Raw genomic sequence first — 26,367 nt, 5'->3', positions numbered from 1 at the left:
CCGCGTCACGCGCCCGGCGGCGCGTTTTGGACGTCCTGCCGGGCAGGACAGGAAAGCCCAAAACGCGCCAATCATGCCTCAGAGCCGCGGATCCACCGGTTCCGATTCCAGTGCGAGCACCGCGAACACCGCCTCGTGGACCCGCCACAGCGGCTCGCCGTCCGCGAGCCGGTCGAGTGCCTCCAGGCCGAGCGCGTACTCCCGGACGGCGAGCGAGCGCTTGTGGCCGAGGAAGCGGCCGCGCAGCTTGTCCAGGTTCTCCGGCCGGGTGTACTCGGGACCGTAGATGATCCGCAGGTACTCCCGGCCGCGGCACTTGATGCCGGGCTGCACGATGCGGCCCTTGCCGTCGCGCACCAGCGCCTCGACCGGCTTGACGACCATGCCCTCGCCGCCGCGCCCGGTCATCTCCAGCCACCAGTCGACGCCCGCGCGCACCGACTCCTCGTCGCCGGTGTCGACGTACAGGCGCCGCGTGGTGCGCAGCAGCCCGGTGGTGTCGTGCTCCACCATGCGGTCGATCAGGGCCAGTTGCCGGTCGTGCGGCATGGCGGCGAGGCTCCTGCCCTGGACGGCGAGGAGCTGGAACGGCGCGAGGTGCACGCCGTCGAGCCCGTCGGTCGGCCAGCAGTAGCGGCGGTAGGCGTCGGTGAACGCGGCGGCGTCCGCGGCGCGTTCGCGCTGCTTGCCGAGCAGGCCGTGCACCTCGATGCCGCGGGCCGCTGCCGCCTCCAGGGCGTTCAGGGCACCCGGGAAGACCGCGCCGGACGCGGCGCCCACGGCGGCGTACTGCGTGCGCAGCAGGCCGGAGGCCTTCAGCGACCAGGGCAGCAGCTCGGCGTCGAGCAGCAGCCAGTCACTCTCCAGCTCCTCCCAGAGTCCGGCAGCGTCGACGGCGTCCCGCACCCGGCCGAGCACCTGCTCGGTGCGGGCGGGGTCGTCGAGGAAGGGGCGGCCGGTGCGGGTGTAGAGCGCGCCGGTCGGGCCGTCGGTGGCTCCGGCGGCGGCGCTCACGCCGAAGCGTTCGCGCGCGACGTCCGCGTTCCGGCACACCAGGGCCACCGCGCGCGACCCCATGTGCTTCTCCTCGCACACCACGCGTGCGACGCCGTCGGCCGCGTACTGCGCGAACGCCTCCATCGGGTGCTCCAGGTAGCCGTCCCGCTGCGAGGTGGCGGTGGGCGCCATCGTCGGCGGCAGGTACGGCAGCAGGCGCGGGTCGCCCGCGAAGCGGCTCATCACTTCGAGCGCGGCGGCGGCGTTCTCCTCGCGCACGGTCACGCGTCCGGCGTGCCGGGTCTCCACGGCGCGGCGGCCGTGCACGTCGCCGAGGTCGAGCGGCCGGCCGTCGTGCCCGCCGGGCGCGTCGGTGCGCAGCGGCCTCGTCGGTTCGTACCAGACGCGCTCCGCCGGTACGTCGACGAGCTCGCGCTCCGGCCAGCGCAGCGCGGTGAGCTTCCCGCCGAAGACGGCGCCGGTGTCGAGGCAGATGGTGTTGTTCAGCCAGGTCGCCGTCGGCACCGGGGTGTGGCCGTAGACCACGGCCGCCTTGCCGCGGTACTCCTCGGCCCACGGGTAGCGCACGGGCAGGCCGAACTCGTCGGTCTCGCCGGTGGTGTCGCCGTACAGCGCGTGCGAGCGCACCCGGCCCGAGGTGCGGCCGTGGTACTTCTCGGGCAGGCCCGCGTGGCACACCACGAGCTTGCCGCCGTCGAGGACGTAGTGGCTGACGAGGCCGTCCACGAACTCCCGCACCCGCGCCCGGAAGTCCGGGTCGCGGGCGTCCTCCGCCGCGAACTGCTCGACGGTCTCGGCGAGGCCGTGGGTGAGCTGGACGCCGCGGCCCTTGAGGTGGCGGCCGAGCTTGTTCTCGTGGTTGCCCGGTACGCACAGGGCGGTGCCGTCGGCGACCATGCTCATGACGCGGCGCAGGACGCCGGGGCTGTCCGGGCCGCGGTCGACGAGGTCGCCGACGAACACGGCCGTGCGGCCCTCGGGGTGCGCCCCGTCGACGTATCCGAGCTTGCCGAGCAGCGTCTCCAGCTCGTGCGCGCAGCCGTGGATGTCGCCGATGATGTCGAAGGGCCCGGTGAGGTGGGTGAGGTCGTTGAAGCGCCGCTCGGTGACGACCTCGGCGGCGTCGATCTCCGCGACACCCCGCAGCACGTGCACCTTGCGGAAGCCCTCGCGCTCCAGGTGCTTGAGCGAGCGCCGCAGTTCGCGCTGGTGGCGCTGGATGACGCGGCGCGGCATCCCGGCCCGGTCGGCGCGCGCGGCGTTCCGCTCGGCGCAGACGTCCTCGGGGACGTCGAGGACGATGGCGATGGGCAGCACGTCGTGCCGCCGGGCCAGCTCGACGAGCTGCTTGCGGCTGTCGGACTGCACGCTGGTCGCGTCGACGACGGTGCGGCGGCCCGCGGCGAGGCGCTTGCCCGCGATGTAGTGCAGCACGTCGAAGGCGTCGGTGCTCGCGCCCTGGTCGTTCTCGTCGTCGGCGACCAGGCCGCGGCAGAAGTCGCTGGACAGCACTTCGGTGGGCTTGAAGTGGCGCCGCGCGAAAGTGGACTTACCTGCTCCGGATGCGCCGATGAGGACGACGAGGGAGAGGTCGGTGACGGCGAGGGAGCGGCCGCCGGGGGTGGTGGTGTTCTCCGTCATGCTGCTTTCGCCTCCTTGTTGTTCCGGTCGTTCGTGGTGGTCTGGGTTGTCTTGGTGGTCTGAGTGGTCTGAGTGAAGACCGCCATCTGGGTCGGCGGTCCCACCTCGGGGTCGTCGGGGCCGACGGGCACGAACGCGACGGTGTACGCGTGCTGCTGGGCGACCCCCTCGGCCCAGGCCCGGAACTCCGCGCGGTTCCACTCGAAGCGGTGGTCGCCGTGCCGGACGTGGCCTGCGGGGAGCGATTCCCAGCGGACGTTGTACTCGACGTTCGGCGTGGTCACGAGCACGGTGCGGGGGCGCGCCGAGCCGAACACCGCGTACTCCAGGGCGGGCAGCCGCTCCGGGTCGACGTGCTCGACGACCTCGCTGAGCACCGCGGCGTCGTAGCCCTTGAGACGCTTGTCGGTGTACGCGAGCGAGCCCTGGAAGAGCGACACGCGGTCCGCCTGGCGCTCGCCCATGCGCTCCAGCTTCAGCCGGCGCGCGGCGACGGTGAGCGCGCGCATCGACACGTCGACACCCACGATCTCCGTGTACCGCGTGTCCTTGAGCAGCGCCTGCACCAACTGGCCCTGGCCGCAGCCCAGATCGAGCACGCGGGCGGCACCAGTCGCGCCGAGCGCGGCGAGGATCGCCTCGCGGCGGCGCACGGCGAGGGACACCGGCTTGTCGCCCTCGGAGTTCTGGGCGCCCTGGGAGCCCTGATCGCCCTGTTCCCCCTCGCTCTCCTCGGGGCCGTCGTCGGCGACGGCGTTGTCGATGTCCTCGACCGCCGTGTCGTCGGCGTCGGCGAGCCGGACGAGTTCGAGCCGCTCCATGGCCTCGCGCGTCAGCGACCAGCGCCGCGCCAGATAGCGGCTGGTGATCAGCTTCTGCTCGGGGTGGTCCGCGAGCCAGCCCTCACCGGCCCGCAGGAGCTTGTCGACCTCGTCGGCGGAGACCCAGTAGTGCTTGGCGTCGTCGAGCACCGGCAGGAGCACGTACAGGTGGCGCAGCGCCTCGCCGAGGGTCAGCCTGCCGTCCGGTACGTCGAGTACGAGGCGTACGTACCGCGAATCGCCCCACTCCGGGAAGCGTTCGTCGAGCGGCACCGGCTCGGCCGTGACCGTCCAGCCCAGCGGCTCGAAGAGCGCCCGCACCAGGTCGGGGCCGCCGCGCGCGGGCAGCGCGGGCACCTCGACGCGCAGCGGCAGCGGCTGCTCCGCCCGCGCGGGCAGGGCCTTGCAGACACCGCGCAGCGCGCTGGAGAACACCGCGCTCAGGGCGACGGCGAGCAGCGAGGACGCGGCGTACGGCCGGTCGTTGACGTACTGCGCGAGGGCCGCGTCCGGGGCGCCGCCGCGGCCGCCGCGTCCTTTGCCCCGCCGCACCAGCGCCACGGGGTCCACTTCGAGGAGCAGCGCGGCCGTGCAGCGCGCGTCGGTCGCCTCGGGGTAGAAGACGTGCGCCTGCCCGTAGGACGTGGAGAAGGCCTGCGCCTTGGCGGGATGCTTGTGCAGCAGGAACCCGAGGTCGGTGGCGGGGCTTTCCGGGGTGCCGGTGGTGGTGATCGTCAGGAACACTGGGTATGCCTCGAAACGCAATCTGAGCTGCGGATGCTTTCTGAGCTGCGGTGGTTTCCGGGTCGGTCCTTCGCGGTCCGTCGCGGTGCGCAGCGGGTGCGCGGGCGCCGGATGTCGCGGACCGCGCCGAGGGCGGAGCGCGCGCCTGTTGCGGCGGCTCCCGGCCCTTCGTCAACCCCCGTATCTGTCGCGTGCGCCGCGGCGCGGCCCTCTCGCCGCGCGACGCCTTCTCCCCCCGGCGCACCTGCACAAACGTACAGCGAGCTGTCCGGAATGGCTCAAGATTTTCCGCCCTGGATGTGCGACGCGGTGTGCGAGGTGCGGTAGGCGGTGGGGGTCACGCCGACCTCCCTGCGGAAGAGCGTCCGGAAATTCGCGGCCGTGCCGAATCCCGTCTCCCCGGCGATCCGCTCGACGGACCAGTCGGAGGTCTCCAGGAGTCGCCGTGCGTGCAGCACCCGCTGGAGAGCGACCCAGCGCATGGGCGGCATTCCCAATTCCCGCGCGAACCGCCGGTTGAAGGTTCGCCGCGACAGCAGGCTGTGGTCCGCCATTCGCTGCACGGTGATCGGCGAGCCGATGTTGTCGATCACCCATTCCCGCGTGGCCCGCAGGCTGTCGCGATCGGGCGCGGGCACATCCGTGTACTGCGGTTCGTTCGCGCCGCGGACCGCGGAGAAAACGACGTCCTTCGCCACGCCGTCCGCGACGGTGGACCCGAAATCGCTCTGCACGACGTGCAGGCACGCGTCAATTCCCGCGCCTCCGCCCGCGGAGGTGAGAATCACCCCGTCCTCGACGAACAGCCGATTCTCCAGGACTTCGATTTCGGGATACATCTGCTGAAGCTGCCCCGTGTGACGCCAATGCGTCGTGGCCTTCTTTCCGCTCAGCATTCCGCAGGCCGCGAGCGCGAAGACGCCCGTGCAGATGGCGACTACGCGGGCATTCCGGTCTGCCGCATCGCGCAGCACCTTGAGATATTCCTCGGGGAGCGGGAGATGCGGATCCTCATATCCCGGTACGACGACGATGTCCGCGCTCTCGAGATCCCGCTCTCCGCACGCAGAGACGCGATATCCGGGATGCCGTCCGAACACGTGCGTCGCGATGCTGACGTCCAGCGCGTACGCCCCGGGCACGGCAAGGATCGTCACGATCGTCCCGCCCTCTTCGGACCCCTGCTCTTCGGACCCCAATGACGCCTCCTCGCTCTGGCACGATCCTTGCCGTGAGTGGCACAGCCACCGCTGGTCCGCCGCCGGCCCGGCCCCATACCGTCTTCACCATGAGCAACGCAGTGCAGAAGAACGCACATCACACGACGGAATTCCGCACGGAAAGCTTCGGAGTTCCGTGGGAATCACGTTACGGATACGTCCAGGCCGTCAAGCGCGGCGATACCATCCACCTCTCCGGCCAGGTCGCCCACGACGGCACGGAACTCGTCGCCCCCGCTCCCGTCGATGATGCCGGACTGGTCACCGATTTCGCCAACACGGGCGCCCAGTTGCGGCAGTGCTACGCCAACGCGGCGGAACTGCTCCGGCGTTTCGGCGCTTCCCTGGACGACGTCGTCGAGGAAGTCATCCACGCCGTCGATGTCGACGCGGCCGACGCCGCGGCGGGGCCGGTGCGCAAGGAGGCCTACGGCCGCCCGGACCCGCAGGTGGCCAGCACCATGATCGGCACCCCTCGCCTCGCCTTCCGCGAACTCCTTGTCGAGGTCAGGTTCGTCGCCCGGGTCTGACGCCCGCCTGCCCCGGCCGCTGCCCGGCCTTACGCCCCCCTAGGATGATCATGCACACGCTCTGCCGTGTTCGCAGCCATCTCGTTCGCCCGTCAGGGCATCTCTGGGGGAGACTTCCTTGAAGCTCACTGTGTCGCGCCGCGTCGCGGCCACATCCATCGCGGCCGCGTTCCTCGCCGGCGGCCTCGCCACCGCCGCGCCCGCCTCCGCCGCCGGCAACTACGGTTGCAGCGGCTGGAACGTGAAGGTCAACCGCTGGACCGCGAACTGCGACGTGAAGAGCGGCCAGGCCCGTTCCGTCACCGAATGCAGCAACGGCAAGACCATCTACGGCAAGTGGGTGGGCAAGGGCAAGTGGAAGTTCGGCGGCGACTGCGGCAGGTACTTCATCGTCTCCCACGGCACCGACGGCCGATAGCGGCACCTGACGTGCGGGCCCGCCGATGCGTCGGCCGGCCCGCACGTCGTGCTTTCACCGGGCGGTGACGGCCCCGGGGCCGCGGGACCGCGGTGAGTTACGGCAGTTGCGACTGCACCTGCGCCGAGATCAGCTCCAGGTGGTCCAGGTCCGCCAGGTCCAGGCACTGGAGGTAGACCCGGCTCGCGCCGATCTCCGCGTACCGGCCGATCTTGTCGACGACCTCGTCGGGCGAACCCGCGAGGCCGTTGGCCTTCAGCTCGTCCACCTCACGGCCGATGACCGCCGCACGACGGGCCACCTCGGCGTCGTCCTTGCCCACGCAGGCCACCAGCGCGTTGGAGTACACCAGGTCGTCGGGCTTGCGCCCTGCTTCCTCGGCGGCGGCCCGCACCCGGGCGAACTGCCGCTCGCTGTCCTCCACCGACGCGAACGGGATGTTGAACTCGTCCGCGTACTGCGCCGCCAGGCGCGGCGTGCGCTTCGCGCCGTGGCCGCCGATCAGCACCGGCACCTTCGCCTGCGCCGGCTTGGGCAGCGCGGGCGAGTCGGTGAGCTGGTAGTGCGCGCCTTCGTACGAGAACGTGCGGCCCGGCTCCGTCGCCCACAGCCCGGTGACGATCGCCAGCTGCTCCTCCAGGCGCGCGAACTTCTCCTTCGGGAACGGGATGCCGTACGCCTTGTGCTCCTCCTCGAACCAGCCCGCGCCAAGGCCCAGTTCGACCCGGCCGCCCGACATCTGGTCGACCTGCGCCACCTGGATGGCGAGCACGCCCGGCAGCCGGAACGTGCCTGCCGTCATCAGCGTGCCGAGCCGGATCCGCTTCGTCTCCCGCGCGAGGCCGGCCAGCGTGATCCACGCGTCCGTGGGGCCCGGCAGGCCGTCGGCCGATCCCATGCGCAGATAGTGGTCGGAGCGGAAGAAGGCGTCGAAGCCCAGGTCCTCGGTCGCCTTGGCGACCGTGAGCAGCGTGTCGTAAGTGGCCCCCTGCTGGGGCTCGGTGAAGATGCGAAGATCCATGCCTCCATCCTGCACGCTCGAACGTCCGTCAACCTCCCCGGTCCCGCCGGTCCGCCGCCGCCTCGGTCGGGTGAAATCCGTCAACCCGACGGCCGGTGCGGGTCCGCCGCAGTGACTGTGCCGCTCGGGTGATCGTTGGCTCGGGCGGAGCCGGACCGCCCGGCACCCGCGCCGGCGGTCGCTGCCGGTGCGTCCCTTGCACCAACTGCCTTGCCCGGCCGGGGCGTCCCCGGTCCGGCGGGGCGCGGGCCGAGGAGGCCGTCATGTCCCAGGAAGCCGTGCCCGAGCAGGCGCACGACCCGTTCGCGCCGGATCAGCAGCGCGCCGAGGTCGTGCCCGAGCAGGCTCGCGCGCACGCACCGGCCGAGCAGCAGGGCCCGCCCAAAGGCCTGCTGCAGCAGATGGAGGAGCTGATGGCCGCGCTCAACGCGGATCTGACCCAACTGGACGCGGACCTCCAGCAGTCCACCACGTCACGCCCGCCGGCGGGCGGGGAGCCGGACCCCGCCTGACGGCACGACCCCGGCGCGTCACCGGGCCGCCGCTCCCGCCTCCGGCGGTGGGGGCGGGGGCCCGACACCTCGCGCCGACAGCCACCTGCCGTGGCCCGGACCTCCGCCATGGGGGCTCCGCCCCCAAACCCCCGCTCCTCAAACGCCGGAGGGGCTATATCTTCCTCAGCAAACCGTCGGGGCTGAATCTCTCTCAGCAAGCCCGGAGGGGCTGAATCCCGCCGCATCCCCCTCAGCAAGAAGGCGACCTCCCCTCCGTCACCCAGTCGCCCCTCCCCCTGTCCAAGGCGCCCCCGCCAGAATTCGCGCCGCCGCCGGAACGCGCGAGTCTGCGGAGCATTTCGAGGACGCGGTCCCGGGACTCGTCCGCCGCGTCGATGGCTTCCATGCACTGCCAGTACATTCCCTCGCCGTCGGCGCCCATGGCGACCGTGACGAGGGCGATGCCCACCTCGCCGAGGAGGGCGCCGAGGCCGAGCAGGGTGTCGTGGGCGTCGCCTATCTCGGTGAGGCCCGCCGCGCGTATCTCCTCCGGACCGGGCTGCTGCGGTGGGCTCAGGACCGCGCAGCCGCGGCCGCTGAGCTCGCTCAGGCCCAGCGCCTCGCCGCGTAACTCCGGCGGGCCCGCGACCGCGAGGCGGCTGCCGATCGCCTGTGCCAGCGCCTGGGACTGCCACACCTCCGCCACGATGGCCGCGGGCTCCTGACTCCGCGCCAGGGCGCACCTGCTCGCCTCGATGAGCCGCATCGCATCCATGCGCCGTCCCCATTCATCCCGCGCCCACACACGGCACGTTCACCCGAACTCCCTTGTCCACTACCCACAGTGAGCGCCTTCAGGACGAAAAGCCAGAGGAAGCCTGAAATCTGTGGACAAAAAATCGACAGTGGACAATGCATCCACTCCGGAGAGTGACGATGGGGTGTCTTTGGGGGGCTTTCGGCATGTCCAACGGGCGGTTACGTCGGCGGACTTGCGGGACAGGTGGGCCCCGCGCCGGTCCCCAACCGCCCGCGCACCACGGGCGCGTTACGGCGCCGGAAAGCGGTGCTCATTCCTGTCGATCTTCGCGGCGAGGGCGTCGAGCGGGTCGATGCCGAGCACTTCGCAGAACTGCAGGAGATAGGCGAGGACGTCGGCGACCTCGTCCGTGACGCGGTGCGCCGACTTCGGGTCGTCCATCACCCGCGCCGACTCCTCCGGCGTGAGCCACTGGAAGATCTCCACGAGTTCGGCGGCCTCCACGCTGAGCGCGGCGGCGAGGTTCTTGGGCGTGTGGAAGGGCTCCCAGTGCCGCGCGGCCGCGAACTCGGCCAGCCTGCGCTGCAGTCCCGCTACGTCATGATCTGTCACGGCTCCAGTCAACTACACCGTCGGCCGCGCCCCGCAATCGCACCGTCGGCCGCGCCCCGTATTCACATCGTCGGGGCTACGTCCCCGCACACCCCGGCCTCCCCAGGTCCACCACCGTCACGCCGTCCGCCGTCGCCGCCCACGTCGCGTCGGCCACGGCACCGATCAGCCGCAGATGGCCGCGCGCGCACATCCGCGCCGCGAGATCGGCGAGGGCCCGCTTCTGGCGCTGGTCGAGGCAGCGGTCGAAGCCGTCGGCGAGGACCGTGAGGCTCTGGTAGGCCTCGGGAACCTCCGCGACCGGGTCGACCTCCAGGACCCGCGGCCCGGTGAGCAGCACCAGGGCGAGCGCGAGATAGCGCAGTTCGCCGTCGCCGAGCCGGCCGACGCAGGTGCGCACCCCGTCGCCGCGGTCGAGCAGCGCGCGCAGGGCGCCGTCGCGCGTCTCCTCGGCGAACACGTCGGCGACCGGCCCCGAGCACCCGGCGCGCAGCGCGGTCACCAGCTGGGAGTGCCGGTTGCCGCACTCCGCGCGGGTGCGCCACAGCACCTCCGCGAGGTTGTCGCAGCCGCCGAGGAGACGCCCCGCGCCGATCAGCCCCGGCGGCACCGGCTCACGCATGCGGCCGGGCCGCGGGTCGCAGGTGAACACCGACCGCAGCGCGACGACGACCTGTTCGGCGGCGGCGAGCACGAGCCGCTGCCCGTCGGTCTTGCCCGCGACGCGCAGCGGAAGCAGTGCCGTGCCGAGCCGGTCGTCGGGCAGCGGCGCACGGGTCACGGGCGCGGCGCCCGCGGTGTGCCAGGCGGCCTGGACGGCGCGCCGCCCGGGGTCGCGCAGCGCGGTCTCCAGGAGGGTGAGCCCGTCGCGCGTCAACCGCTCGCCCGCGATGCGCAGTTCCGGCTCCGCCTGTACGGCGACGTCCAGCCGTACGGGTCCCGCGGGGCCGTCGACCGTGCAGCCGATGCGGAAGCCGCGGCGCGCCTGCCCGTCGGCCCGCGCCCGCTCGGGCACACAGCGGATGGGCTGCGGGAACACATCCATCAGCTCGGCTCCCGCGCCGAGCAGCGCCAGCGCCTCGTACGCCCGCAGCGCGCTCGACTTGCCGCTGCCGCTCGGGCCCGCGAACAGGGTGAGCGGGCCGAGCGGGAAGGCGGCGCCACGATGCCCCGCGAAGGCGGACAGGCGCAGTTCGGTGACGCGAGGCTTGGCCCGGGACGACGGATTCTGCGCGACCGCCCGGCGGGAGTGCACACTCATGACCGGAAGCTATGGGCAGTTGGATCAGCCGAACCGTTTTGCCCGAGCGACCTTCGCACGATTGAGGGACGCCTGGTCAATGCGCCTCACGGGGCCGCGAGTTGAGCTACGGGAATGCGTACTACCGGGACAGCGGGGACGGACCGCTAGATACCGGTCGCCGCCTCCACCAGGCCCTGCACCTCCGTGTCCGGCGGGGACAGCAGGAAGACGTTCTTCTCCACGCGGTGCATTCCGCAGCCGAGGCCGAAGACCACGCCGCTGCTGAAGTCGAGGACGCGCTTGGCGACTTCGGTCTCGGCGCCGGACAGGTCGAGCAGGACCGGGGTCTGCGACATCAGGTTCTCTGCGACCTCGCGGGCGTCCGCGAAAATGTTCACGCGGGTCACGACGAAGCGCCGCCGCGCTTCCGTCTCGGCGTCGGGCAGCGCGCGGTGCCCGGGCCACGACGGCCATTCGTTGCGGCCGCGCAGCGGCACGACCTGGGCGAGCCCTTCCCACTGTTCGTCGGTGGCTTCGTGGCTGGTCACAGCGCAACCCCGTCCCTGCTCGTCCTCAACGTCTGCACCAGGCGATTCTTGCGCAACTCACCCGATCGGCCCAACCACGACACGGCCGGATGGGATGTCTCACACCCACCGGGAACTCCCCGGCCGCCGCGCGCGACCACCTGACCGGTGCCGGGTGTCCGCCGCCCGCGCCGCCGGATCAGCCACGGGAGCGCCGATGCCAGCCGAACATTCATCCCTTTCGGGTACGTCGGATTCTTCGCGTACGTCGAATTCTTCACGTACGCCGGGAAGTCAGGGCGGGGTGTGGCGGCCGCCGCCCGCGCTGCTCGGGTTCCTCGTGCTGCTCGTCGTCGTCTTCGCCGTCGCGTACCAAGTCGGCTCGTCCGTGGGGCCCGTGGCGCCGGGGATGCGGTCCTCGACTCCGGACTCGGGCACGGGCGGCGGCAGCGGCGGGTCGGACGACGGCGGTTCGCACGGGGGTCATGGAGGGCACGGCTAGTGGGCGGCGAATCCGCGGCCGCGCCGGCCGCAGAACCAGCCGCGACCGCCCCGGAGTCCACCACCACCGACCTGATCGTCGGCGGCATGACCTGCGCCGCCTGTGTGAACCGGGTCGAGAAGAAGCTGGCCAAGCTGGACGGCGTCAGCGCGACGGTGAACCTCGCCACCGGGCGGGCCCGGGTGCGCCACCCCGTGGGCATCACGACGGACGAGCTCGTCGCCGTCGTCGTACGCACCGGATACACCGCCGAACCGCCCCCACCGCCGGAACCGGAAGCGGGCCCGGCGGGACGGACGGGCGAGGAAGCGGCGGGCGGCGACGACGAGGCGCGAGCGGCCGAGCGGCAGCGGCTGCTGGTCACCGCGCTGCTCTCGCTGCCCGTGCTCGTGCTTTCGATGGTGCCCGCCTGGCAGTTCGACAACTGGCAGTGGCTGTGTTTCGTGCTGACGGCGCCGGTGGCGGTGTGGGGCGCGTGGCCCTTCCACCGGCGGGCGCTCGCCGGCCTTCGGCACGCCGCCGCGACCATGGACACGCTGGTGTCGCTCGGGGTGGCCGCGTCCTTCTCCTGGTCGGCGTACGCACTGTTCCTCGGCGGGGCGGGCGAGCCCGGGATGCGGATGGCGTTCGAGGTGCTGCCGTCGGCGGGCGGCGGCGCGCACCACGTGTATCTGGAGGCGGCGGTCGGGGTGCCGCTGTCCGTGCTGGCGGGGCGCTTCCTGGAGTCGCGGGCGCGGCACGGGACGGGTGCGGCGCTGCGGTCGCTCGCCTCGCTCGCCGTCAAGGACGTGGCGGTACGTGACGCGGGTGGCGGCGAGCGGCGGGTTCCCGCAGGGCAGTTGCGGGTGGGGCAGGAGTTCGTCGTGCGGCCCGGGGAGCGGGTGGCCACCGACGGTGTGGTGGTGTCCGGGAACTCCGCGCTCGATCTGTCCCTTGTCACCGGCGAGAGCGAGCCCGTGGAGGTGGGCGCGGGCCAGGAGGTCGTCGGCGGGGCCGTCAACGCGAGCGGGCTCCTTGTCGTACGGGCGACGGCTGTCGGCGCCGACACCCAACTCGCCCGCATCACACGGATGGTGACGGAGGCCCAGGCGGGCAAGGCGCGCGCCCAGCGGCTCGCGGACGCCGCGGCGGGCGTGTTCGTCCCCGTCGTCCTCACGCTCGCCGTCACCGTGCTCGGGTTCTGGCTGGGCGCCGGGGCCGACCCGGAGGGCGCGGTCACCGCGGCCGTGGCGGTCCTGGTCGTCGCCTGCCCGTGCGCCCTGGGGCTCGCCACGCCCACCGCGCTGCTCGCCGCCACCGGCCGCGGCGCCCAGCTCGGCGTACTCGTCGGCGGACCGCGCGCCCTGGAGACGCTGCGCCATGTCGACACGGTCGTCCTCGACAAGACCGGCACGCTGACCACCGGGCACATGACCGTCACCGAGGTCACCGCCGCTCCCGGCGGACTCGGCCGCGAGGCGGCGCTGCGGCTCGCCGGGGCGGTGGAGCGGGGCTCGGAGCATCCGCTGGGGCGCGCCGTCGTCTCGTACGCCCGCGAGGCCCTGCCGGAACGGGAGTTGCCGGAGGTCACGGACTTCCGCGCGACGGCCGGTTGGGGGGTTTCGGGTGTGGTGGAGGGGCGGCGGGTGGAGGTGTGCTCGCCAGGGGCGGACCCTCTTCCCGCGTCTGCCGGGGAGTCCTCGTCACCGGCTCGCCCCGGCCTTCCCGAGGAACTCGCCCGCGCCCTCGCCGACGCCGAGGCCGCCGCCCGGACCGTCGTCCTCGTACGCGTCGACGGCGTCGTCGAGGCCGTGGTGGCCGTCGGGGACGTGCTGCGGGCCGGGAGTTATCGCGCCGTCGACCAACTGCGGCGGCTCGGTGTGGAGCCGGTCCTCGCCACCGGGGACCGCCCGGCCGTGGCCCACGCCGTGGCGGCCGAGCTGGGGATCGGTGAGGTGTACGCGGGCTGCTCCCCCGAGGACAAGGCCGAGTTGGTCGGGCGGCTGCGGGACGAGGGGCGCCGGGTCGCGGTGCTCGGCGACGGCGTGAACGACGCGGCGGCGCTCGCCCGCGCCGACCTGGGCATCGCCATGGGCTGCGGCAGCGACGCGGCGATCGGCGCGGCCGACGTGACGCTGGCCGCCGGGGACATCGGCGCGGCCGCCGTCGCCGTGCGCCTCGCCCGCCGCACCCTTGCCACCATCCGCGCCAACCTCGTCTGGGCGTTCGGCTACAACGCGCTCGCCGTGCCGCTCGCCGCAGTCGGCCGCCTCGGCCCGATGACGGCGGCCGTCGCGATGTCGGCGAGTTCGCTGCTCGTGGTCGCCAACAGCCTGCGGCTGCGTACGTGGGGGCCGGTGCCGCGGAGTGCGGCGCGGCGGCGACGGGGGTCCTTCGGTGCGTAGGAGTGACGTGAACGATGAAGGCGGGACCTCGCTGTACGCGGGGCGTGTGTGGGCCGCGTTGCCCGGTGTGCTGGCCCCCGTCCTCGCCTGCGCGCTCGCCCTGTGCGGGCTTTCGGCCTGGGTCGCCGTGGGGGCCGCGGGCGGGCCTTCGCGGATCGCCGTCGGGGACGGGCGGGTGTTCCTGGCGTACGGCGGCAAGGTGGAGACCGCCGCGTTCTTCCGGATCACCAACAGCGGGGAGTCCGGCGACGAGTTGCTGTCCGTCCGCTCGCCCGACGCCGACGACGTGATGCTCAGCCGGACCGTGGAGCGGCCCGGGAACGTGGAGTCGATGCGGATGGTGGACTCCGCGGCCGTGCCCGCGCGGTCCGTGGTGCGGATGACGCCCGAGGGCCTGGACGTGATGCTGCGGCCCCGGAAGCCGCTGCGGCTGGGCGACGAGGTGCGGTTCGTGCTGCGGTTCCGGCATGCCGGTGAGGTGGTTGTGCGGGCTGAGGTGGTCAGGCCCGGGAGTTGAGCCGCGGGTCCGTTCGTTTCGTGTGTACGGGAACTTCCCTCGCCGCCCGTCCGACTACTGCCGCACAAGGCAGCGGGCGGGAGAGGGGCACGGGCGGCGGATGGGTGGTCTGGACGTACACATGCGGGGTGTGACCTGCGGGCACGGGCGCGTGGTCGCCGTCGACGGGGTGGACCTGGAGGTCGCCGCGGGGGAACGCGTGGCGCTGACCGGGACCAACGGGTCCGGCAAGTCCACGCTGCTGCGGGCCGTCCTCGGGCTGCACCGGCCCGCCGCCGGCAGCATCCTCGTCGGTGGGCGCGGCACCGCGTCCGCGGCGGATCGGGCCTGGCGGCGGCGGGCTTGCGCGTGGGTGCCGCAGAAGCCAGCTGCGGGGCGGTTTCCGCTGCTCGCGGGTGAGTTGCTGGACTCCGGGGGCGCGCCCGAGCAGGCGGCTGACGCCGCCCGTGCCCTGGGGGTGGGTGACTTGCGGCGGCAGGCTCTGGACACGTTGTCCGGGGGGCAGTTGCAGCGGATGTACCTGGCCCGGGCCATCGGGTGTGTGGGCGCCGGGGCCGGGGTGTTGCTCGCCGACGAGCCCACTGCCGCGCTCGACTTCGCGGGGCAGGAGGAGGCTGCCGCGGTGCTCACGGCTCTGCCGGTCACGGTTGTTGTCGTCACGCACGATCGGGCGCTTGCCTCGCGGTGCGATCGGGTGCTGGACATGGCGGCTGGGCGGCTGCGGGAGGTGGAGCTGTGAGGCCTTGCCGGGGGCTCCCCAAGCCCGCCCCTTCCCGAAACCAGAGGGCTGCCGCCCCCTGGACCCCCGCCCATCGGCCTGAACGGCCTCGTCGTCAAACGCCGGACGGGCTGGAATGGGTGCAGGAATGAGCCTTCTCGCCACCGCCGACCTCGGGCTGATGCTTGAACTCGTGCCCGTGCAGCGGGCCGGGTTCGCGTTGTTGCTCGCTGCCGTCGGGCTGCCGATCGTCGGTGTGGTCATCGTGGGGCTCGACATCATGCCGGTGCGGTTCGCGATGATGCATGTCGCGTTGCTGGGCATCGCGGTGGGGCTGTTGACCGGGCTTGATCCGATGCTGTGCGCCCTTGTGGCGTGCGCGCTCGCGGGGGCCGGGGTCGCGCCGCTCGCCAGGACGCCCGCCGGGCTTTCCGGGGCGATGGGGCTGCTCATGAGCATGGCCATCGCGGCGGCGCTGCTCGTGCTTTCCGTCTCCGGGGTCAACGCCTCCGGCGCGTTCGCGCTGCTGTGGGGGTCGATCCTGTCCGTCGGCAGCGCGGACATCGTCGTGGTCGGCGTGCTCGCCGTCGTCGTACCGGCGCTGTTCTGGTGGCGGCGGCGCGACCTCGCACTCCTGCTGTACGACCGCGAGCTCGCCCAGTGCTCGGGCGTGCGCGTCGGCCCGCTCACCGTCGTCCTGCTCGTCCTCGTCGCCGTCGCCGTGGCGGGCGCGATCAAGCTGACCGGGGCGCTGCTCGTGGACGCCCTCACCCTGCTGCCCGCCCTCGCCGCACGCCGTCTCGGCAAGCGGCTCACCACCATCGCGCTGTGGGCCGTGGCCATCGGCGTCGCCGTCAACGTCACCGGCTTCCTCATCGCCCTCTGGCTGGACTGGCCGCCAGGGCCGGTCCTCGTCCTGACCGCGGGGGCCGTCGTCCTCGCCGTCCATCTCATCCCCGAACGGAGCATCACCTCATGTCCACCCCCCGCACCCGCCGCCGCGCCTCCGTCGTCGCACTGAGCGCCGCGCTCGCCCTGACGGCCGCCGGCTGCGGTGACGACGACAAGTCCGACGGCGCCGGCAGCGGCTCCGACGGCAAGAAGGGCGGGCCCGTCGTCGTCGCCACGACCACCTGGGAGGGCGCGTTCGCCAAGGCCGCGGGCGCCGAGGACGTCACCGTCCTGGTCCCGCCGTCCACGCAGCACGCGCCCGACTACGACCCCAAGCCGTCCGACCTCGCCGCCGTCGCGAAGGCCGACTTCGTTCTGTACGCGCCCTTCGAGCCGTACGCCGACAAGATCAAGGACGCGGCGGGCTCCGACGCCGAACTCGTGAAGGTGAACCTCGACAACGACGCAGGCAAGGTGCGCGGCGAAGTCACCCGCCTCGGCGGCCTGTTCGGCACGAAGGGCGCGGCCGCGCGCTGGAACAAGACCTTCGACCACGAGTACGCGCGGCTCTCCAAGGACCTCAAGGCGTCCTGGCCCGGCGGCAGGAGCCCGGCCGTCGTCAGCCAGGTGTTCACCACGTGGTCGGCGCGGATGGCGGGCGCGCGGACCGTCGGAACGTACGGACCCGAAGCCGTGACCGCCTCCCAGCTCGCCGGACTCTCCGCGAAGAAGCCCGCGCTCGTGCTCGACAACGCGCACATGTCCACCGGGAAGGTACTGCCCGACTCCGGGGCCGAGCAGGTGAAGATCGTCAACTATCCGGGGAAGGATCTGGAGTTGCTGCCGGTGTATCGGGAGGCCGCGGCGCAGTTGAAGAAGGCGATGAAGGGGGCCTGAGGGCCGCTGACCGAGGGGTTCCCGGGGCCCGCTCGGCCCCGGGAACCCCTCGGTCAGACGCGTGCGGCCCGCTCCCGCAGGGCCGCGCGGTCCGGCTTGCCCGCCGGGGTCAGCGGCAACTCCCGGACGAGCAGCAGCCGTTCGGGGTGCTTGCCGCGGTCGAGGCCGCGTGCGGTGAGGTGCTGGGCGAGGTCGTCCAGGGTGGGCGCGTCGGAGTCGGCGGCGCGGGCCGCCGGAACCACGCAGGCCGCGAGGCGCTCCCCCATCACCGGGTCCGGTACGCCGACGCACACCACGTCACGTATCGACGGATGGGCGCTCAGCTCCCGTTCGACCTCCGCGGGGCTGATGTTGGCGCCGCCGCGGATCACCACGTCCTTGAGGCGGCCGACGACGTGCAGGACGCCGTCCGCGTCGAGGAGCCCGAGGTCGCCGGTGCGGACCCAGCCGTCGGGGGTGCGGTAGCGGGCGTCGAGTTCGGGGGCGCCGACGTAGCAGAGCGGGGTCATCGGGCCGCGTGCGACGATCTCGCCGACGGCGCCGTCCGGCAGGGGCTCGTGGGTGACGGGGTCGGCGACGCGGATGTCGGCGACGCGGGGGTCGGGGCGGCCCGCGACCATGCCGTGGCCGCCGGTGCCGTCCTCCGCGTCCTGCCGATCACCCAGTCCCGTATGGCAGTTGACGCCGTCCGCGGAGCCGTACAGATTCACCACCGGGCAGCCGAAGGCGTGGCGGGCCTCGGCCGCCGTGGTGGCGTCGAGCGGGGAGCCGCCGAGGACGAGCGCGGTCGGCGCGGGCAGCTTGCCCGCGCCCTCCTGGTCCTGTTCCCGTTCCTGCTCCAGGCGGTCGAGGACCATGCGGGCCATGGTGGGCACGCCCAGGACGTGCGTGGGTTCGTGCTCCCGTACGGCGGCGATCGCGGCCTCCGGCGTGAAGTGGTCGAGCAGTACGAGGGTGCCGCCGTGCCGGGCGAGGACGACGGCCGTGCCGTTGGAGCCGAACGCCGACGCGAGCGGGACGAGGAACAGGCAGCGCGGCGGGGTCGCCGGGTCCGGCATGAGCGAGGCGAAGAAGTTGCCCCGGCCACCGGCCAAGGCGTTGTGCGAGTACGCCACCATCTTCGGCTCGGCCTCGGAGCCCGAGGACACGAGGATGCGGGCGGGGCCGTCGGGGTCGGGGCGGGCGGCGACGAACGCGGCGGGGTCGCTGCGGCGCAGCAACTCCGCGAAGGGGACGGTGCCTTCGGGGGCGGGGCCTGGGCCGACGGCTATGACGTGGCGGAGGGGCGGCTTCGTGGCGGGGTCGGTCGCGGTCGTCGACTGCGCAGTCGCCTCGGCGGCCGTCTCGGCAGTCGTCGACGCCGTGAGCGCCGCCGCGGGGTGGGTGCCGCGGTGTTCCGTGGCGGCGATGACGGCCACGGCCTGCGCGCGGTGCAGCAGGCTCGTGGCCTCGGCGGCGCCCCGGCCCACGGGGAAGGGGAGCGCGACCGCGCCGATCGCAGCGAGCGCGAGGTCGGCGATCACGGCGTTCCGGTTGTTGGGCAGTTGTACGCCGACGACGTCGCCGGACGCGATGCCGAGCTCTCTGAGCCCGACGGCCAGACATCGGACCTTGCGGTCCAGGGCGGTGTAACAGAGCTTGCCCTTGGCGTCGATGACGGCGGTGCGGTGCAGATCGCCGATCTGGCGCGCCCGGAACAGGCTGTAGAGGTCGAGATCGGGGCAGGTCCCGTCGACGGCCCAGGTACGGCGGAGGGAGGCGGGGAGAAGGTCGTTCAGGGGGTGAGTCATTGGGGGCTCCTGAGGGGCTTGGGAGTGGCTTGGGAGGGGAGGGGGCCGTCCGGGGGCGGGCCGTCCGGGGCCTGTGGCTTGGACCCCGGGTCGGACTTCGGGGCTTCGGGGCTTCGGGGCTTCGGGGCTTCGCTGGAGGGGCTGGTTTCGGGGCAGGTGTGTGGGCTTGTCTCTGGGTCGGGCCCTGCGCCTCGGCTCCCGGAGGGTTGCCGAATCTCGGGGAGTCAGCTGGGGGTGTGGGCCGGGTGGAGGAGGGCGGGCTCGGGCCGGGAAATCAAGCGCCGGGCCTGGAGGCCGGGGACTGGGAGCCGGGGACTGAGGACTGGGACCCGAGGCCCCGGGACACAGGACTCGAAGATCCGAGCCCCGAAGGCCGAGAGCTGAACTCCGGGGCGCCTGGGCCCGCGAGCCCGGAACCCAGAACCCCGCAGACCCGAACGCCGGGGATCCGGGGATCCGGACCCAGGTGCCGGGCCCCGAGATCCGGAACCCACCGCCCCGCAGGCCCGGGCCCCACCTGACGAGGGCATCCGGCGTACCGAGAATCCCGGGCGTACCGACGCAGCCGGTCGGCGGACCCGTCTGCCGCGCCGTTCAGGGGCCGGGGGCGGGCCTCATGTGAAGGTCCACGGGTCCGGGACCACGGGGGCGCCGTGTGTGTCTCGGCCGATCGACCCGGCGAAGCGGGGGTCGGTGTGGAGGGACGCTAGGTCCGTCGTCACCGGAGTCGCCGTCAGGCCGTGGGAGTTGAGGAGGGTCAGGGCCCGGGGTGTGGGCAGGGCGGTCAGGTCGTACGCCGCTGCCGCTGCCGCGCAGGTGTCGGTCGGGGCGAGCCAGCCGTCGGCGGTGCGCAGGGGGCGGCGGAAGCCCGCGGGCGGGCGGGGGTCGGTGCCCCGGGCGGCGCGGCGCAGGGCGGGGGCGGTGAGGGTGTCGGCGGCGGCGAGGAGGGAGGAGTCGACGCGAACGCCGAGGCCGCCGTTGCGTTCGCGCAGGAGCAGTCCGGCGAGGACGGCCTCCGCGCCGAGGAGGCCGCCGAGTACGTCGAGGAGGGTCATCAAGGAGGGCGCGGGCGGCTCGTCGGCCGGGCGCACCGCCTCGCCGACGGCCGTGCGGGCCTGGACCATGAAGTCCGTGCCCATGGGGGCGTCGTCGAGCCGGTCGGCCCAGCCGCTGGTGTACGCGTACACCAGGCCGGGGTTGACGGCGGCCAGGTCGGCGGCGTCCAGGCCGAGCTGGGCGGCCTTGCCGGGAGCCCAGTTGTGCAGGAACACGTCCGCGCCGGCGACGAGTTCGCGCAGGCGGCGGCGTCCGGAGGGCGACTTGATGTCGGCCTCGACGGCGCGCTTGCCGCGGTTGAGGGCCAGCCAGCGGGCCGAGACGCCGTCGCAGGCGGGCGGCATGCCGCGCAGCGGGTCGCCGCCCGGCGGCTCGACGCGGACGACGTCGGCGCCGAGGAGGCGCAGCAGGTGGGCGGCCAGCGGGGCCTGGATGCGGCGGCCCGCCTCCAGGACGGTGAGCCCCGCCAACGGGGCGTCGGCGGTGGGCAGTTGACTGTCCCGCTCCCTCGGTGGCGGGGCGGCCGGGCTGAGCCGGGCCAGGGACCAGGGGGCCGCGCCGTCGTACTCCGCGGCCCGCCCGGCGAGGGTGCGCAGAGCGCACACCTCGGCGCCGGACGCGGCGGCCGCCTCCTGGACACGTGTCCAGCGGTGGCCGCGGGCCGTGGTGTGCAGGGCTTCGGGGAAGGGGGCGCAGGCGGTGGCGTACCGGAACTGGAAGGGGCGCCAGCCGCCGCGTATCGCCTCCGGCGGGGCGTCGAGGGCACGCCAGAACGCCGCCCAGGCGCCGGGGTCGAGGGTCTCCAGCTCGAAGAGGGTGCCGTCGGCGGAGGTGAACGGGGGACCGCCCGGGGCGAGTTCGGCCGCCTCGCCCTCGTCGGCGCCGGTCGCGGCGAAGTACTGCGACACGGCGAGCAGCCCCGCGCGGGCGGCGCTGGTACGCACACGTCCCGCCGTACGCGCCTCGCCGCCGCGCGCCTGCGCGAGGAGCTGGGCCAGCAGGCCCTGGACGGCGAGGACGCCCGCGGCGGTGGCCGCGTAGTCGGCGCCGAGCCCGCGCGGGGCGCCGTCGCGGCGCCCGTGCACGGCCATGATGCCGGTGGCTGCTTGGACGGTGGGTTCGTCTTGGGCGGGCAGGAGCCGGTGGGGGGCAGGGGTGTGGCTGCCGGGCGCCACGGCGTCCCTTTGGCCGGAGGCTACGGCGTCGCGCGAGGCAGCGCCCTCCGGCTCCGCCCAGAGCACCTCGGCCGTCACCAGGCCGAACCCGGCCCCGGCGAGGGCGACGTGGGCACTCGTAGCACCCCGGGCATCGGGGGCACCCACGGTCCCGCCGTCGCCCGGTGTGCCATGGGTCTCGGCTCCGAGCAGACGCAGATGTTCGGCGACGACCCGCGTCAGCTCGGGCGGTCCGCCGATGTCGCAGCGGAGCGCTTCCAGGGGCCGGGCGGTGGTCTGTGCGGTGGTGAGGGGTGGTGACGTCATGTCAGTCGTGTCTCCTCTCCCGGCACGGGACAAGGCCCGCCGGGGTCGTTCCGAACGCGGGAACCCGAGGCCGTCGGCAGCCGACCAGTTCCATGGAGAGACAGTCGGGCGCCCGGGCCCGCGGGTTCCCGACGAACTGGAGGAAGCGGTGGCGGAGCTGAGTGAGCGGGATGTGGCGGGAGCGCGGGCGGGGGGTGGGGTGGCGGCGTCAGGCGGTGCGGGTCCGGCGTCCGACGGGCTTCCCGGGCGGGTTGCCGCCTTCGTCGCCGAGCATGTCGTGCCGCATGAAGGGCTCCTGGACGCCGGTGGACCGCGTGCCGACGCCGTGCTGCGGGAGTTGCAGGAGCGGGCCCGGCGGGCGGGGTTGTGGGCGCTGCCGTTGCCCGCCGAGTGGGGTGGGCAGGGGCTCTGTCTGGAGCGGTACGCGGCGTTCGCCGAGGTCGAGGGGGCCAGTGACCACGGGCCCGCCGTCCTCGGGTCCGCGCCGCTGCTCGACGTACTGATGCTGCGCGCCCACGGCACCGTACGCATCCGCGAGGAGTACCTCACCGGCCTCGTCGCCGGCGACCTCCGCACCTGCTACGCCATGACCGAACCCGACGTACCGGGCACCGACCCCTTCCTCACCGCCACCCGCGCCACCCGCGAGCCGGACGGGAGTTGGCGGCTCACCGGCCGCAAGTGGTTCACCTCGGGCGCGGGCGGCGCCGACCTCGTCACCGTGCTCGCCCGCACCGACGGCGCGCCGCCCGACCGCGACGGTCTGTCCCTCTTCCTCGTGCCCACCGCGTCCCCCGGCTTCCGCCTCGTACGCGAACTGCCCGTCCTGGGTGCGAGCGGGCAGTGGGAGATCGCGTTCGACGGCGTACGCGTACCCGCCGACCACCTCGTCGGCGCACGCGGAGCCGCCCTCGCCGTCGCCGGGGAACGGCTCCAACTCGGCCGTACCCTGCGCTGTCTGCGCTGGCTCGGGCAGGCCCAGCGGGCCTTCGACCTGATGGCCGCCCGCGCCGTCACCCGCACGGGGTCGCGCGGCCCGCTCTCCTCCCAGCAGCTCGTCCAGCGCCATGTCTTCGAGTCGCTGCTCGCGCTGCGTACGACGCGTCCGCTGGTCCACGAGGCCGTGGCGCGGCTCGCCACGGGCGAGGACGCCCACGTCGAGGTGGGCCTCGCCAAGGTCGCGGCCGCGCGCACGCTCCAGCAGGTCGTGGACGCGGCCATCCAGGTCCACGGCGCGGCCGGACTCGGCCCGGACACCGCACTGCCCGCGCTCCTGCGCACCGGGCGCGCGGCACGGATCCTCGACGGGCCGGACGAGTCGCACATCACGTCGGTGGCGCGGCGGGTGCTGGGCGGGTACGTCTAGGGCGTCATGCCTCGTGCGTCATCCGGCGTGCGTCGTTCGTCATGCCTCGTACGTCATACGTCGCGCAGGTCCGCCTTGCCCGTCAGGGCGGCCAGGGCCAGGGCCAAGTAGAAGTCGCCCCAGATCAGTTCGTGGCGGACGGCCGTTCGGGTGGGGGCGTCGTGGCAGCCGTCGAGGAGCATGCCCGGTGGGCGGGTGGTGCCGGTTCCGGTTCCGGTCAGGTGCTTGCTGATCAGGCGGTGCACGATCGCCTCCGCTCGGCGCGCGCAGGCCTCCGCGCCGGGCAGCAGGGCGAGTTTGAGCAGGGCGACGGCCGTGATGGCTGCGGCGGAGGTGTCCAGGGGGCCGTCGGGGTGGTCTTCGTCGGCGGGTGGGACCAGGGGGGATGACGTCACGTCGTCGCCGGGCGGCGCCGCGCCCGCCTCGGGGCGTCCTCCGGGCAGCGGTGCCCCCAGCCGTGTCGCCACCGCACGCAGGTGGTCGGGGTCCCCGACGGCACCGTCACGGCGTACCGACGCGTCCGCGACGGCGAGCAGGAGCCAGGCTCGGCCGCGGCTCCAGCCGGGGGCCGGTTCGGCGAGGGGGCGCCAGCCGGTGGTGGGGGTGTGCTCCCAGGCGGGGGCGAGGCGGGGCGTGGCATCGACGCACAGGTCGAGGTGGCGGTGCAGGTGGGACGCCGCCGCGTCACTGCCCTGCGGGCCTGCCGAGGCGAGGAGGGGTACGAGGCCCGGTACCGCGTCCGCGCGAGCGAGCAGGCGGGGGCCGCCGAAGGCCGAGCCCCAGGGGACGAGGCCGAGTTGGGGGTCGAGTGCGGTGAGGCAGGTGCGGGCGGCGTGGGCGCGGAGGGTGGTGGCCGCCGTCGAGTCGGGGGCCAGGGCCGTGCCGTACCAGAGGATCAGGCCGCGTGTGGCGGTGTCCGCCCCGGCCCAGTCGGCGAGGCGCGCGGTGCACGCCTCGGCCGCCGCGCGGTCCGCCGGGTCGCCGGTGTGCCGGGCACGCAGCCACAGCAGCCCCGCCCAGAAGCCGCCGGTCCAGGACCCGCGCCGGGTCGTCTTCCACGCTCCGGTGCCGGGGTCGGCGGACAGCGGAAACCGGGCGCCGACCTCGCCCCGGGCCACGGCCACGCGCCCGAGCACGGCCTCGTATGCCGTCTCGTACAGGGGCTGGTACGCGGTCTCGTCCGCGGAGCGGGGCCAGGCCGTCACCACAAGCCCCCCGTCCAGGACCCACACAGCGGCCTCGCCCATCTTTCCGTGCCGGGGACCGCGGACAACGGAAACCGCGCGCCGACCTCGTCCCGGGGCACGGCCACGGCCTCGTACGCGGTCTCGCACGCAGGACCGGGCCGGGCCGTCATCGGACCGGGCCCGTCGTCTGCCGGGCAAGGCCCCGCTCCCGTACCGCCCACACCAACCCCACCCCGCACGCCGCCGCGAACTCCGCCGCCACCAAGGACCAGCCCCACCCGTAGCGGTCCGACGCGGCGAGGAGGCCGAAGAGGGGTGGGCCCAGGGCGAAGCCCGTGAAGAAGCCTGCTGAGACCAGGGCCGAGTCCTGGCCCGCGTGGCCCGGGGCCGCGCGTTGCATGACCAGGACCATGGAGACCGCGTTGGCCGACACCGCGAACACGCCCACGGCCACCGCCGCCACCCACACCAGCGGGCCCACCGCCGCCGCCCCTGCCAGGAGCAGCGCCGCGCCCACCGCGCCCGCCGCGAGCCACCCCGGCAGCCACTCCGCCCGGCCGGGCCGCGCCGCCTTGGACCACGCGACCCGGCCCACCACCCCGGCCACGCCCAGCACGGCCACCAGCGCGCCCGCCGCCCCGGCCCCCATGTCGAGGCGACGCACCCCGTACAGCGCCAAGTACGTGTTGACCGACGCGATGCCGCAGCCGAGCAGCAGCGAGAACGCCGCCAGCCAGGCGATCGCACCTCGCGGTACGAGAGACGCGCGCGGCGCACCCGTCCGCGCGGGCGGGTCCGGCGGCAGCGCCCGCAGCGCCCACCCCGCCGTCACCACGGCGGCACCCGCCGCCGTCCACACCGCGCCGCGCCAGCCGACCCACCCCGCGAGCGCCGCGAGGGGCAGGCCCGCCGCGAACGCGCCCAGTTGGACGCCGGACTGCTTCATGCCCGTCACCGCGCCCCGCCGCGCGGGTTCCACGGCGGCCAGGATCGCCTTGTTCGTCGCCGGGTTGGCGAGGGCCTGCGGCAGTCCGCCGAGGGCCACGGCCGCAAGCAGGAAGCCCGCCCCGGGCGCCGCGCCGATCAGCGCGAGCGCCGCCGCCGAGAGCAGGAGCAGCGCGGCCAGGGCGCGGCGCGGGCCCACCCGGTCCACGATCCGGCCGCCCGCGGGCGACAGGACGGCGGCCGTACCGAACCCGATCGTCGTCGTCAGGCCCAGCACCGTGGGTGAGAAGTCCAACTCGTCCACGAGGCGCGGGCCGAGCGCGCCGAGGAGGAAGAGCTGGAGCATGGAGAAGGCCATGGCGGAGGTGAGGAGGGCGGTGGGGACGCGGGCGCCCCCGGTGGTGCCGGTGGGTGCTCCTGTTGCGTCGGGCGCCACACGTACGTCAGGTGCCTCCGGTACGTCAGGTGCCTCCGGCGGCTCGCGCCCCGCGTCCTCAGTTCCCACTCGGCCACTCCCCGGCAAGTCCCCGACAGCCCACAGGCCACAGCCCGCGGCCGTGCCTCTCGCAGGAGTCGGATGCGGGCCCGCGCGGGTTCCCGGGCCGTGCCGTGACCCGGGCCACACCGACCCGGCGGTGGCGGAACATTCCGGACCCGCCCGTTGCCGCCGTGAGGCGGATGCAAAGATGAGGCCGCCATGACTGGGGGCCGAGACTGTCGCGCGGTACGGGCTGCGGTGTTCGCAGCCGCCTGTGTGCTGCTCGCGAGCACCGGCCACGCCCTGATGTCGTCGGCTCCGCTGCCCTGGTGGGCGCTGTCCGGCGCGGCCGCCGCCACCTTCGCGGGTGCCTGGCTCCTCGCCGACCGCGAGCGCGGCGTCCTCACGGTCACCGCCGCGTCCGTCGTGGCCCAGGCCGCCCTGCACACCTGGTTCTCGTTCGCGCAGGCCGCGGCCCACGCGTCCACGGGCGGCGGTGCCTCGCTCGCCCAGCAGTGGGCCCGCCATCTGCTGTGCGGGGCGGGCGGTTCGGCGCCGATGCCGGAGGCGGACGCGGTGCGCGCCGTCACCGACGCGGGTCTCGCCGACCGCCTCGACGGGCCGCCGCCGGGGCACGCCCAGCATTCGATGGGCATGCAGGAGACCATCGCCTCCGGGGCCTCCAGCTCCTCCGCCCACTCCTCCGGCGCCCACGACATGGCCGGTATGGGCGATATGGGCGGCGGCGCGGGCGGCATGGACGGCATGCACTCCGGGCACGACATGGGCGGCATGTCGCCCCTCGGCATGCTCGCCGCGCACCTGCTGGCCGCGCTCCTGTGCGGCCTGTGGCTCGCGTACGGCGAACGTGCCGCGTTCCGCGTCGGCCGCGCCGTCGCGGGCTGGATCGTCGCGCCGCTGCGGCTCGCGCTGCGGCTGCCGCCGCCCCCGCACCGGCCGCGACTGCGCCCGCGCCGGGACTTCCGCGCCCGCAACGCGCGGCGCCTGCTCCTCGTACACGCCATCACGTCCAGGGGTCCGCCCCTCGGGATCGCTGTCATCTGACAGCCGGTTTCCCCCGACCCGCCACGGCCGCGCACGGCACGC

General features: G+C 74.0%; 23 protein-coding genes. 11 read left to right on the top strand and 12 right to left on the bottom strand.

The window, feature by feature from the left end; genetic code table 11:
• Nucleotides 1–78: 78 nt before the first annotated feature.
• The 3 genes from IEY91_RS06955 to IEY91_RS06945 all read right to left on the bottom strand — a co-directional run bounded on the left by IEY91_RS06955 (nucleotide 79) and on the right by IEY91_RS06945 (nucleotide 5,422).
• Complete coding sequence (locus IEY91_RS06955; protein ID WP_189173248.1) at nucleotides 79–2,658, bottom strand: polynucleotide kinase-phosphatase; 2,580 nt, start codon at nucleotides 2,656–2,658, stop codon at nucleotides 79–81.
• The gene (locus IEY91_RS06950; RefSeq protein WP_189173247.1) at nucleotides 2,655–4,223 is read right to left on the bottom strand and encodes a 3' terminal RNA ribose 2'-O-methyltransferase Hen1; all 1,569 of its coding nucleotides are present in this window, start codon (nucleotides 4,221–4,223) and stop codon (nucleotides 2,655–2,657) included. Before IEY91_RS06950 ends, IEY91_RS06955 begins: the two co-directional genes overlap by 4 nt.
• A gap of 278 nt (nucleotides 4,224–4,501) precedes the next feature.
• Nucleotides 4,502–5,422: a GlxA family transcriptional regulator gene (locus tag IEY91_RS06945; RefSeq protein WP_229696760.1), complete on the bottom strand. Its 921-nt coding sequence runs from the start codon at nucleotides 5,420–5,422 to the stop codon at nucleotides 4,502–4,504.
• Nucleotides 5,423–5,511: 89 nt separating this feature from the next.
• Here IEY91_RS06945 and IEY91_RS06940 point away from each other — a divergent pair, with 89 nt between their 5' ends.
• Together IEY91_RS06940 and IEY91_RS06935 are read left to right on the top strand one after the other, a co-directional pair.
• Nucleotides 5,512–5,973, top strand: coding sequence for a Rid family hydrolase (locus IEY91_RS06940; protein ID WP_189173246.1), 462 nt, complete (start codon nucleotides 5,512–5,514; stop codon nucleotides 5,971–5,973).
• Between the two features lie 118 nt (nucleotides 5,974–6,091).
• Nucleotides 6,092–6,391 carry a hypothetical protein gene (locus IEY91_RS06935; RefSeq protein ID WP_229696759.1) on the top strand — a complete coding sequence of 100 codons (300 nt, stop codon included), beginning with the start codon at nucleotides 6,092–6,094 and terminating at the stop codon, nucleotides 6,389–6,391.
• A 97-nt stretch (nucleotides 6,392–6,488) separates the two neighbouring features.
• Here the strand turns inward: IEY91_RS06935 and IEY91_RS06930 are convergent, their stop codons facing one another.
• Complete coding sequence (locus IEY91_RS06930) at nucleotides 6,489–7,412, bottom strand: LLM class F420-dependent oxidoreductase (protein WP_189173245.1); 924 nt, start codon at nucleotides 7,410–7,412, stop codon at nucleotides 6,489–6,491.
• Nucleotides 7,413–7,675: 263 nt separating this feature from the next.
• On the opposite strand from IEY91_RS06930, the gene IEY91_RS06925 reads away from it, so the two are divergent.
• Entirely contained in the window at nucleotides 7,676–7,924 is a 249-nt protein-coding gene (locus IEY91_RS06925; RefSeq protein WP_373287897.1) for a hypothetical protein, read from the top strand.
• A 232-nt stretch (nucleotides 7,925–8,156) separates the two neighbouring features.
• Here the strand turns inward: IEY91_RS06925 and IEY91_RS06920 are convergent, their stop codons facing one another.
• From IEY91_RS06920 to IEY91_RS06905, 4 genes are all read right to left on the bottom strand, one after another.
• Nucleotides 8,157–8,681 (bottom strand): DUF6099 family protein, encoded by a 525-nt coding sequence (locus IEY91_RS06920; protein WP_164319537.1) that lies wholly within the window; start codon nucleotides 8,679–8,681, stop codon nucleotides 8,157–8,159.
• A gap of 273 nt (nucleotides 8,682–8,954) precedes the next feature.
• The gene (locus tag IEY91_RS06915; protein WP_189173244.1) at nucleotides 8,955–9,278 is read right to left on the bottom strand and encodes a nucleotide pyrophosphohydrolase; all 324 of its coding nucleotides are present in this window, start codon (nucleotides 9,276–9,278) and stop codon (nucleotides 8,955–8,957) included.
• A 76-nt stretch (nucleotides 9,279–9,354) separates the two neighbouring features.
• Entirely contained in the window at nucleotides 9,355–10,539 is a 1,185-nt protein-coding gene (locus IEY91_RS06910; protein ID WP_189173243.1) for an AAA family ATPase, read from the bottom strand.
• A 146-nt stretch (nucleotides 10,540–10,685) separates the two neighbouring features.
• Nucleotides 10,686–11,069 (bottom strand): cell division protein SepF, encoded by a 384-nt coding sequence (locus IEY91_RS06905; protein ID WP_016639357.1) that lies wholly within the window; start codon nucleotides 11,067–11,069, stop codon nucleotides 10,686–10,688.
• A gap of 196 nt (nucleotides 11,070–11,265) precedes the next feature.
• Here IEY91_RS06905 and IEY91_RS06900 point away from each other — a divergent pair, with 196 nt between their 5' ends.
• The 6 genes from IEY91_RS06900 (at nucleotide 11,266) to IEY91_RS06875 (ending at nucleotide 16,957) form a co-directional block, all read left to right on the top strand.
• On the top strand, nucleotides 11,266–11,550 hold the full coding sequence (locus IEY91_RS06900) for a hypothetical protein (protein ID WP_229696758.1): 285 nt from the start codon (nucleotides 11,266–11,268) through the stop codon (nucleotides 11,548–11,550).
• Between the two features lie 86 nt (nucleotides 11,551–11,636).
• Entirely contained in the window at nucleotides 11,637–13,934 is a 2,298-nt protein-coding gene (locus tag IEY91_RS06895; protein ID WP_189173468.1) for a heavy metal translocating P-type ATPase, read from the top strand.
• A gap of 7 nt (nucleotides 13,935–13,941) precedes the next feature.
• Nucleotides 13,942–14,451 carry a copper chaperone PCu(A)C gene (locus IEY91_RS06890; RefSeq protein ID WP_229696757.1) on the top strand — a complete coding sequence of 170 codons (510 nt, stop codon included), beginning with the start codon at nucleotides 13,942–13,944 and terminating at the stop codon, nucleotides 14,449–14,451.
• A gap of 100 nt (nucleotides 14,452–14,551) precedes the next feature.
• Nucleotides 14,552–15,190, top strand: a complete 639-nt coding sequence (locus IEY91_RS06885) for a metal ABC transporter ATP-binding protein (protein ID WP_189173242.1) — start codon at nucleotides 14,552–14,554, stop codon at nucleotides 15,188–15,190.
• Between the two features lie 127 nt (nucleotides 15,191–15,317).
• Nucleotides 15,318–16,190, top strand: a complete 873-nt coding sequence (locus IEY91_RS06880) for a metal ABC transporter permease (protein ID WP_164319545.1) — start codon at nucleotides 15,318–15,320, stop codon at nucleotides 16,188–16,190.
• Nucleotides 16,145–16,957, top strand: a complete 813-nt coding sequence (locus tag IEY91_RS06875; protein WP_189173241.1) for a metal ABC transporter solute-binding protein, Zn/Mn family — start codon at nucleotides 16,145–16,147, stop codon at nucleotides 16,955–16,957. Before IEY91_RS06880 ends, IEY91_RS06875 begins: the two co-directional genes overlap by 46 nt.
• A 53-nt stretch (nucleotides 16,958–17,010) precedes the next feature.
• On the opposite strand, the gene IEY91_RS06870 is transcribed toward IEY91_RS06875, so the two are convergent.
• Entirely contained in the window at nucleotides 17,011–18,747 is a 1,737-nt protein-coding gene (locus IEY91_RS06870; RefSeq protein WP_189173240.1) for a class I adenylate-forming enzyme family protein, read from the bottom strand.
• Between the two features lie 614 nt (nucleotides 18,748–19,361).
• A complete protein-coding gene (locus IEY91_RS06865; RefSeq protein ID WP_189173239.1) occupies nucleotides 19,362–21,284 on the bottom strand; it encodes a CoA transferase in 1,923 nt (640 codons plus the stop codon).
• 199 nt (nucleotides 21,285–21,483) lie between these two features.
• On the opposite strand from IEY91_RS06865, the gene IEY91_RS06860 reads away from it, so the two are divergent.
• Nucleotides 21,484–22,650, top strand: a complete 1,167-nt coding sequence (locus IEY91_RS06860; RefSeq protein WP_189173466.1) for an acyl-CoA dehydrogenase family protein — start codon at nucleotides 21,484–21,486, stop codon at nucleotides 22,648–22,650.
• A gap of 53 nt (nucleotides 22,651–22,703) precedes the next feature.
• Here IEY91_RS06860 and IEY91_RS06855 read toward each other — a convergent pair whose 3' ends face one another.
• Nucleotides 22,704–23,897: a sugar ABC transporter permease gene (locus tag IEY91_RS06855; protein WP_229696756.1), complete on the bottom strand. Its 1,194-nt coding sequence runs from the start codon at nucleotides 23,895–23,897 to the stop codon at nucleotides 22,704–22,706.
• Nucleotides 23,898–24,003: 106 nt separating this feature from the next.
• Nucleotides 24,004–25,140, bottom strand: coding sequence for an MFS transporter (locus tag IEY91_RS06850; RefSeq protein WP_189173464.1), 1,137 nt, complete (start codon nucleotides 25,138–25,140; stop codon nucleotides 24,004–24,006).
• Nucleotides 25,141–25,479: 339 nt separating this feature from the next.
• Between IEY91_RS06850 and IEY91_RS06845 the strand changes: the two genes are divergently transcribed.
• Nucleotides 25,480–26,325 (top strand): hypothetical protein, encoded by an 846-nt coding sequence (locus IEY91_RS06845; protein WP_189173238.1) that lies wholly within the window; start codon nucleotides 25,480–25,482, stop codon nucleotides 26,323–26,325.
• Nucleotides 26,326–26,367: the final 42 nt, after the last annotated feature.

Source organism: Streptomyces lasiicapitis (assembly GCF_014646335.1).
GTDB lineage: Bacteria > Actinomycetota > Actinomycetes > Streptomycetales > Streptomycetaceae > Streptomyces > Streptomyces lasiicapitis.
This window is presented reverse-complemented; position numbering and strand designations above follow the sequence as displayed.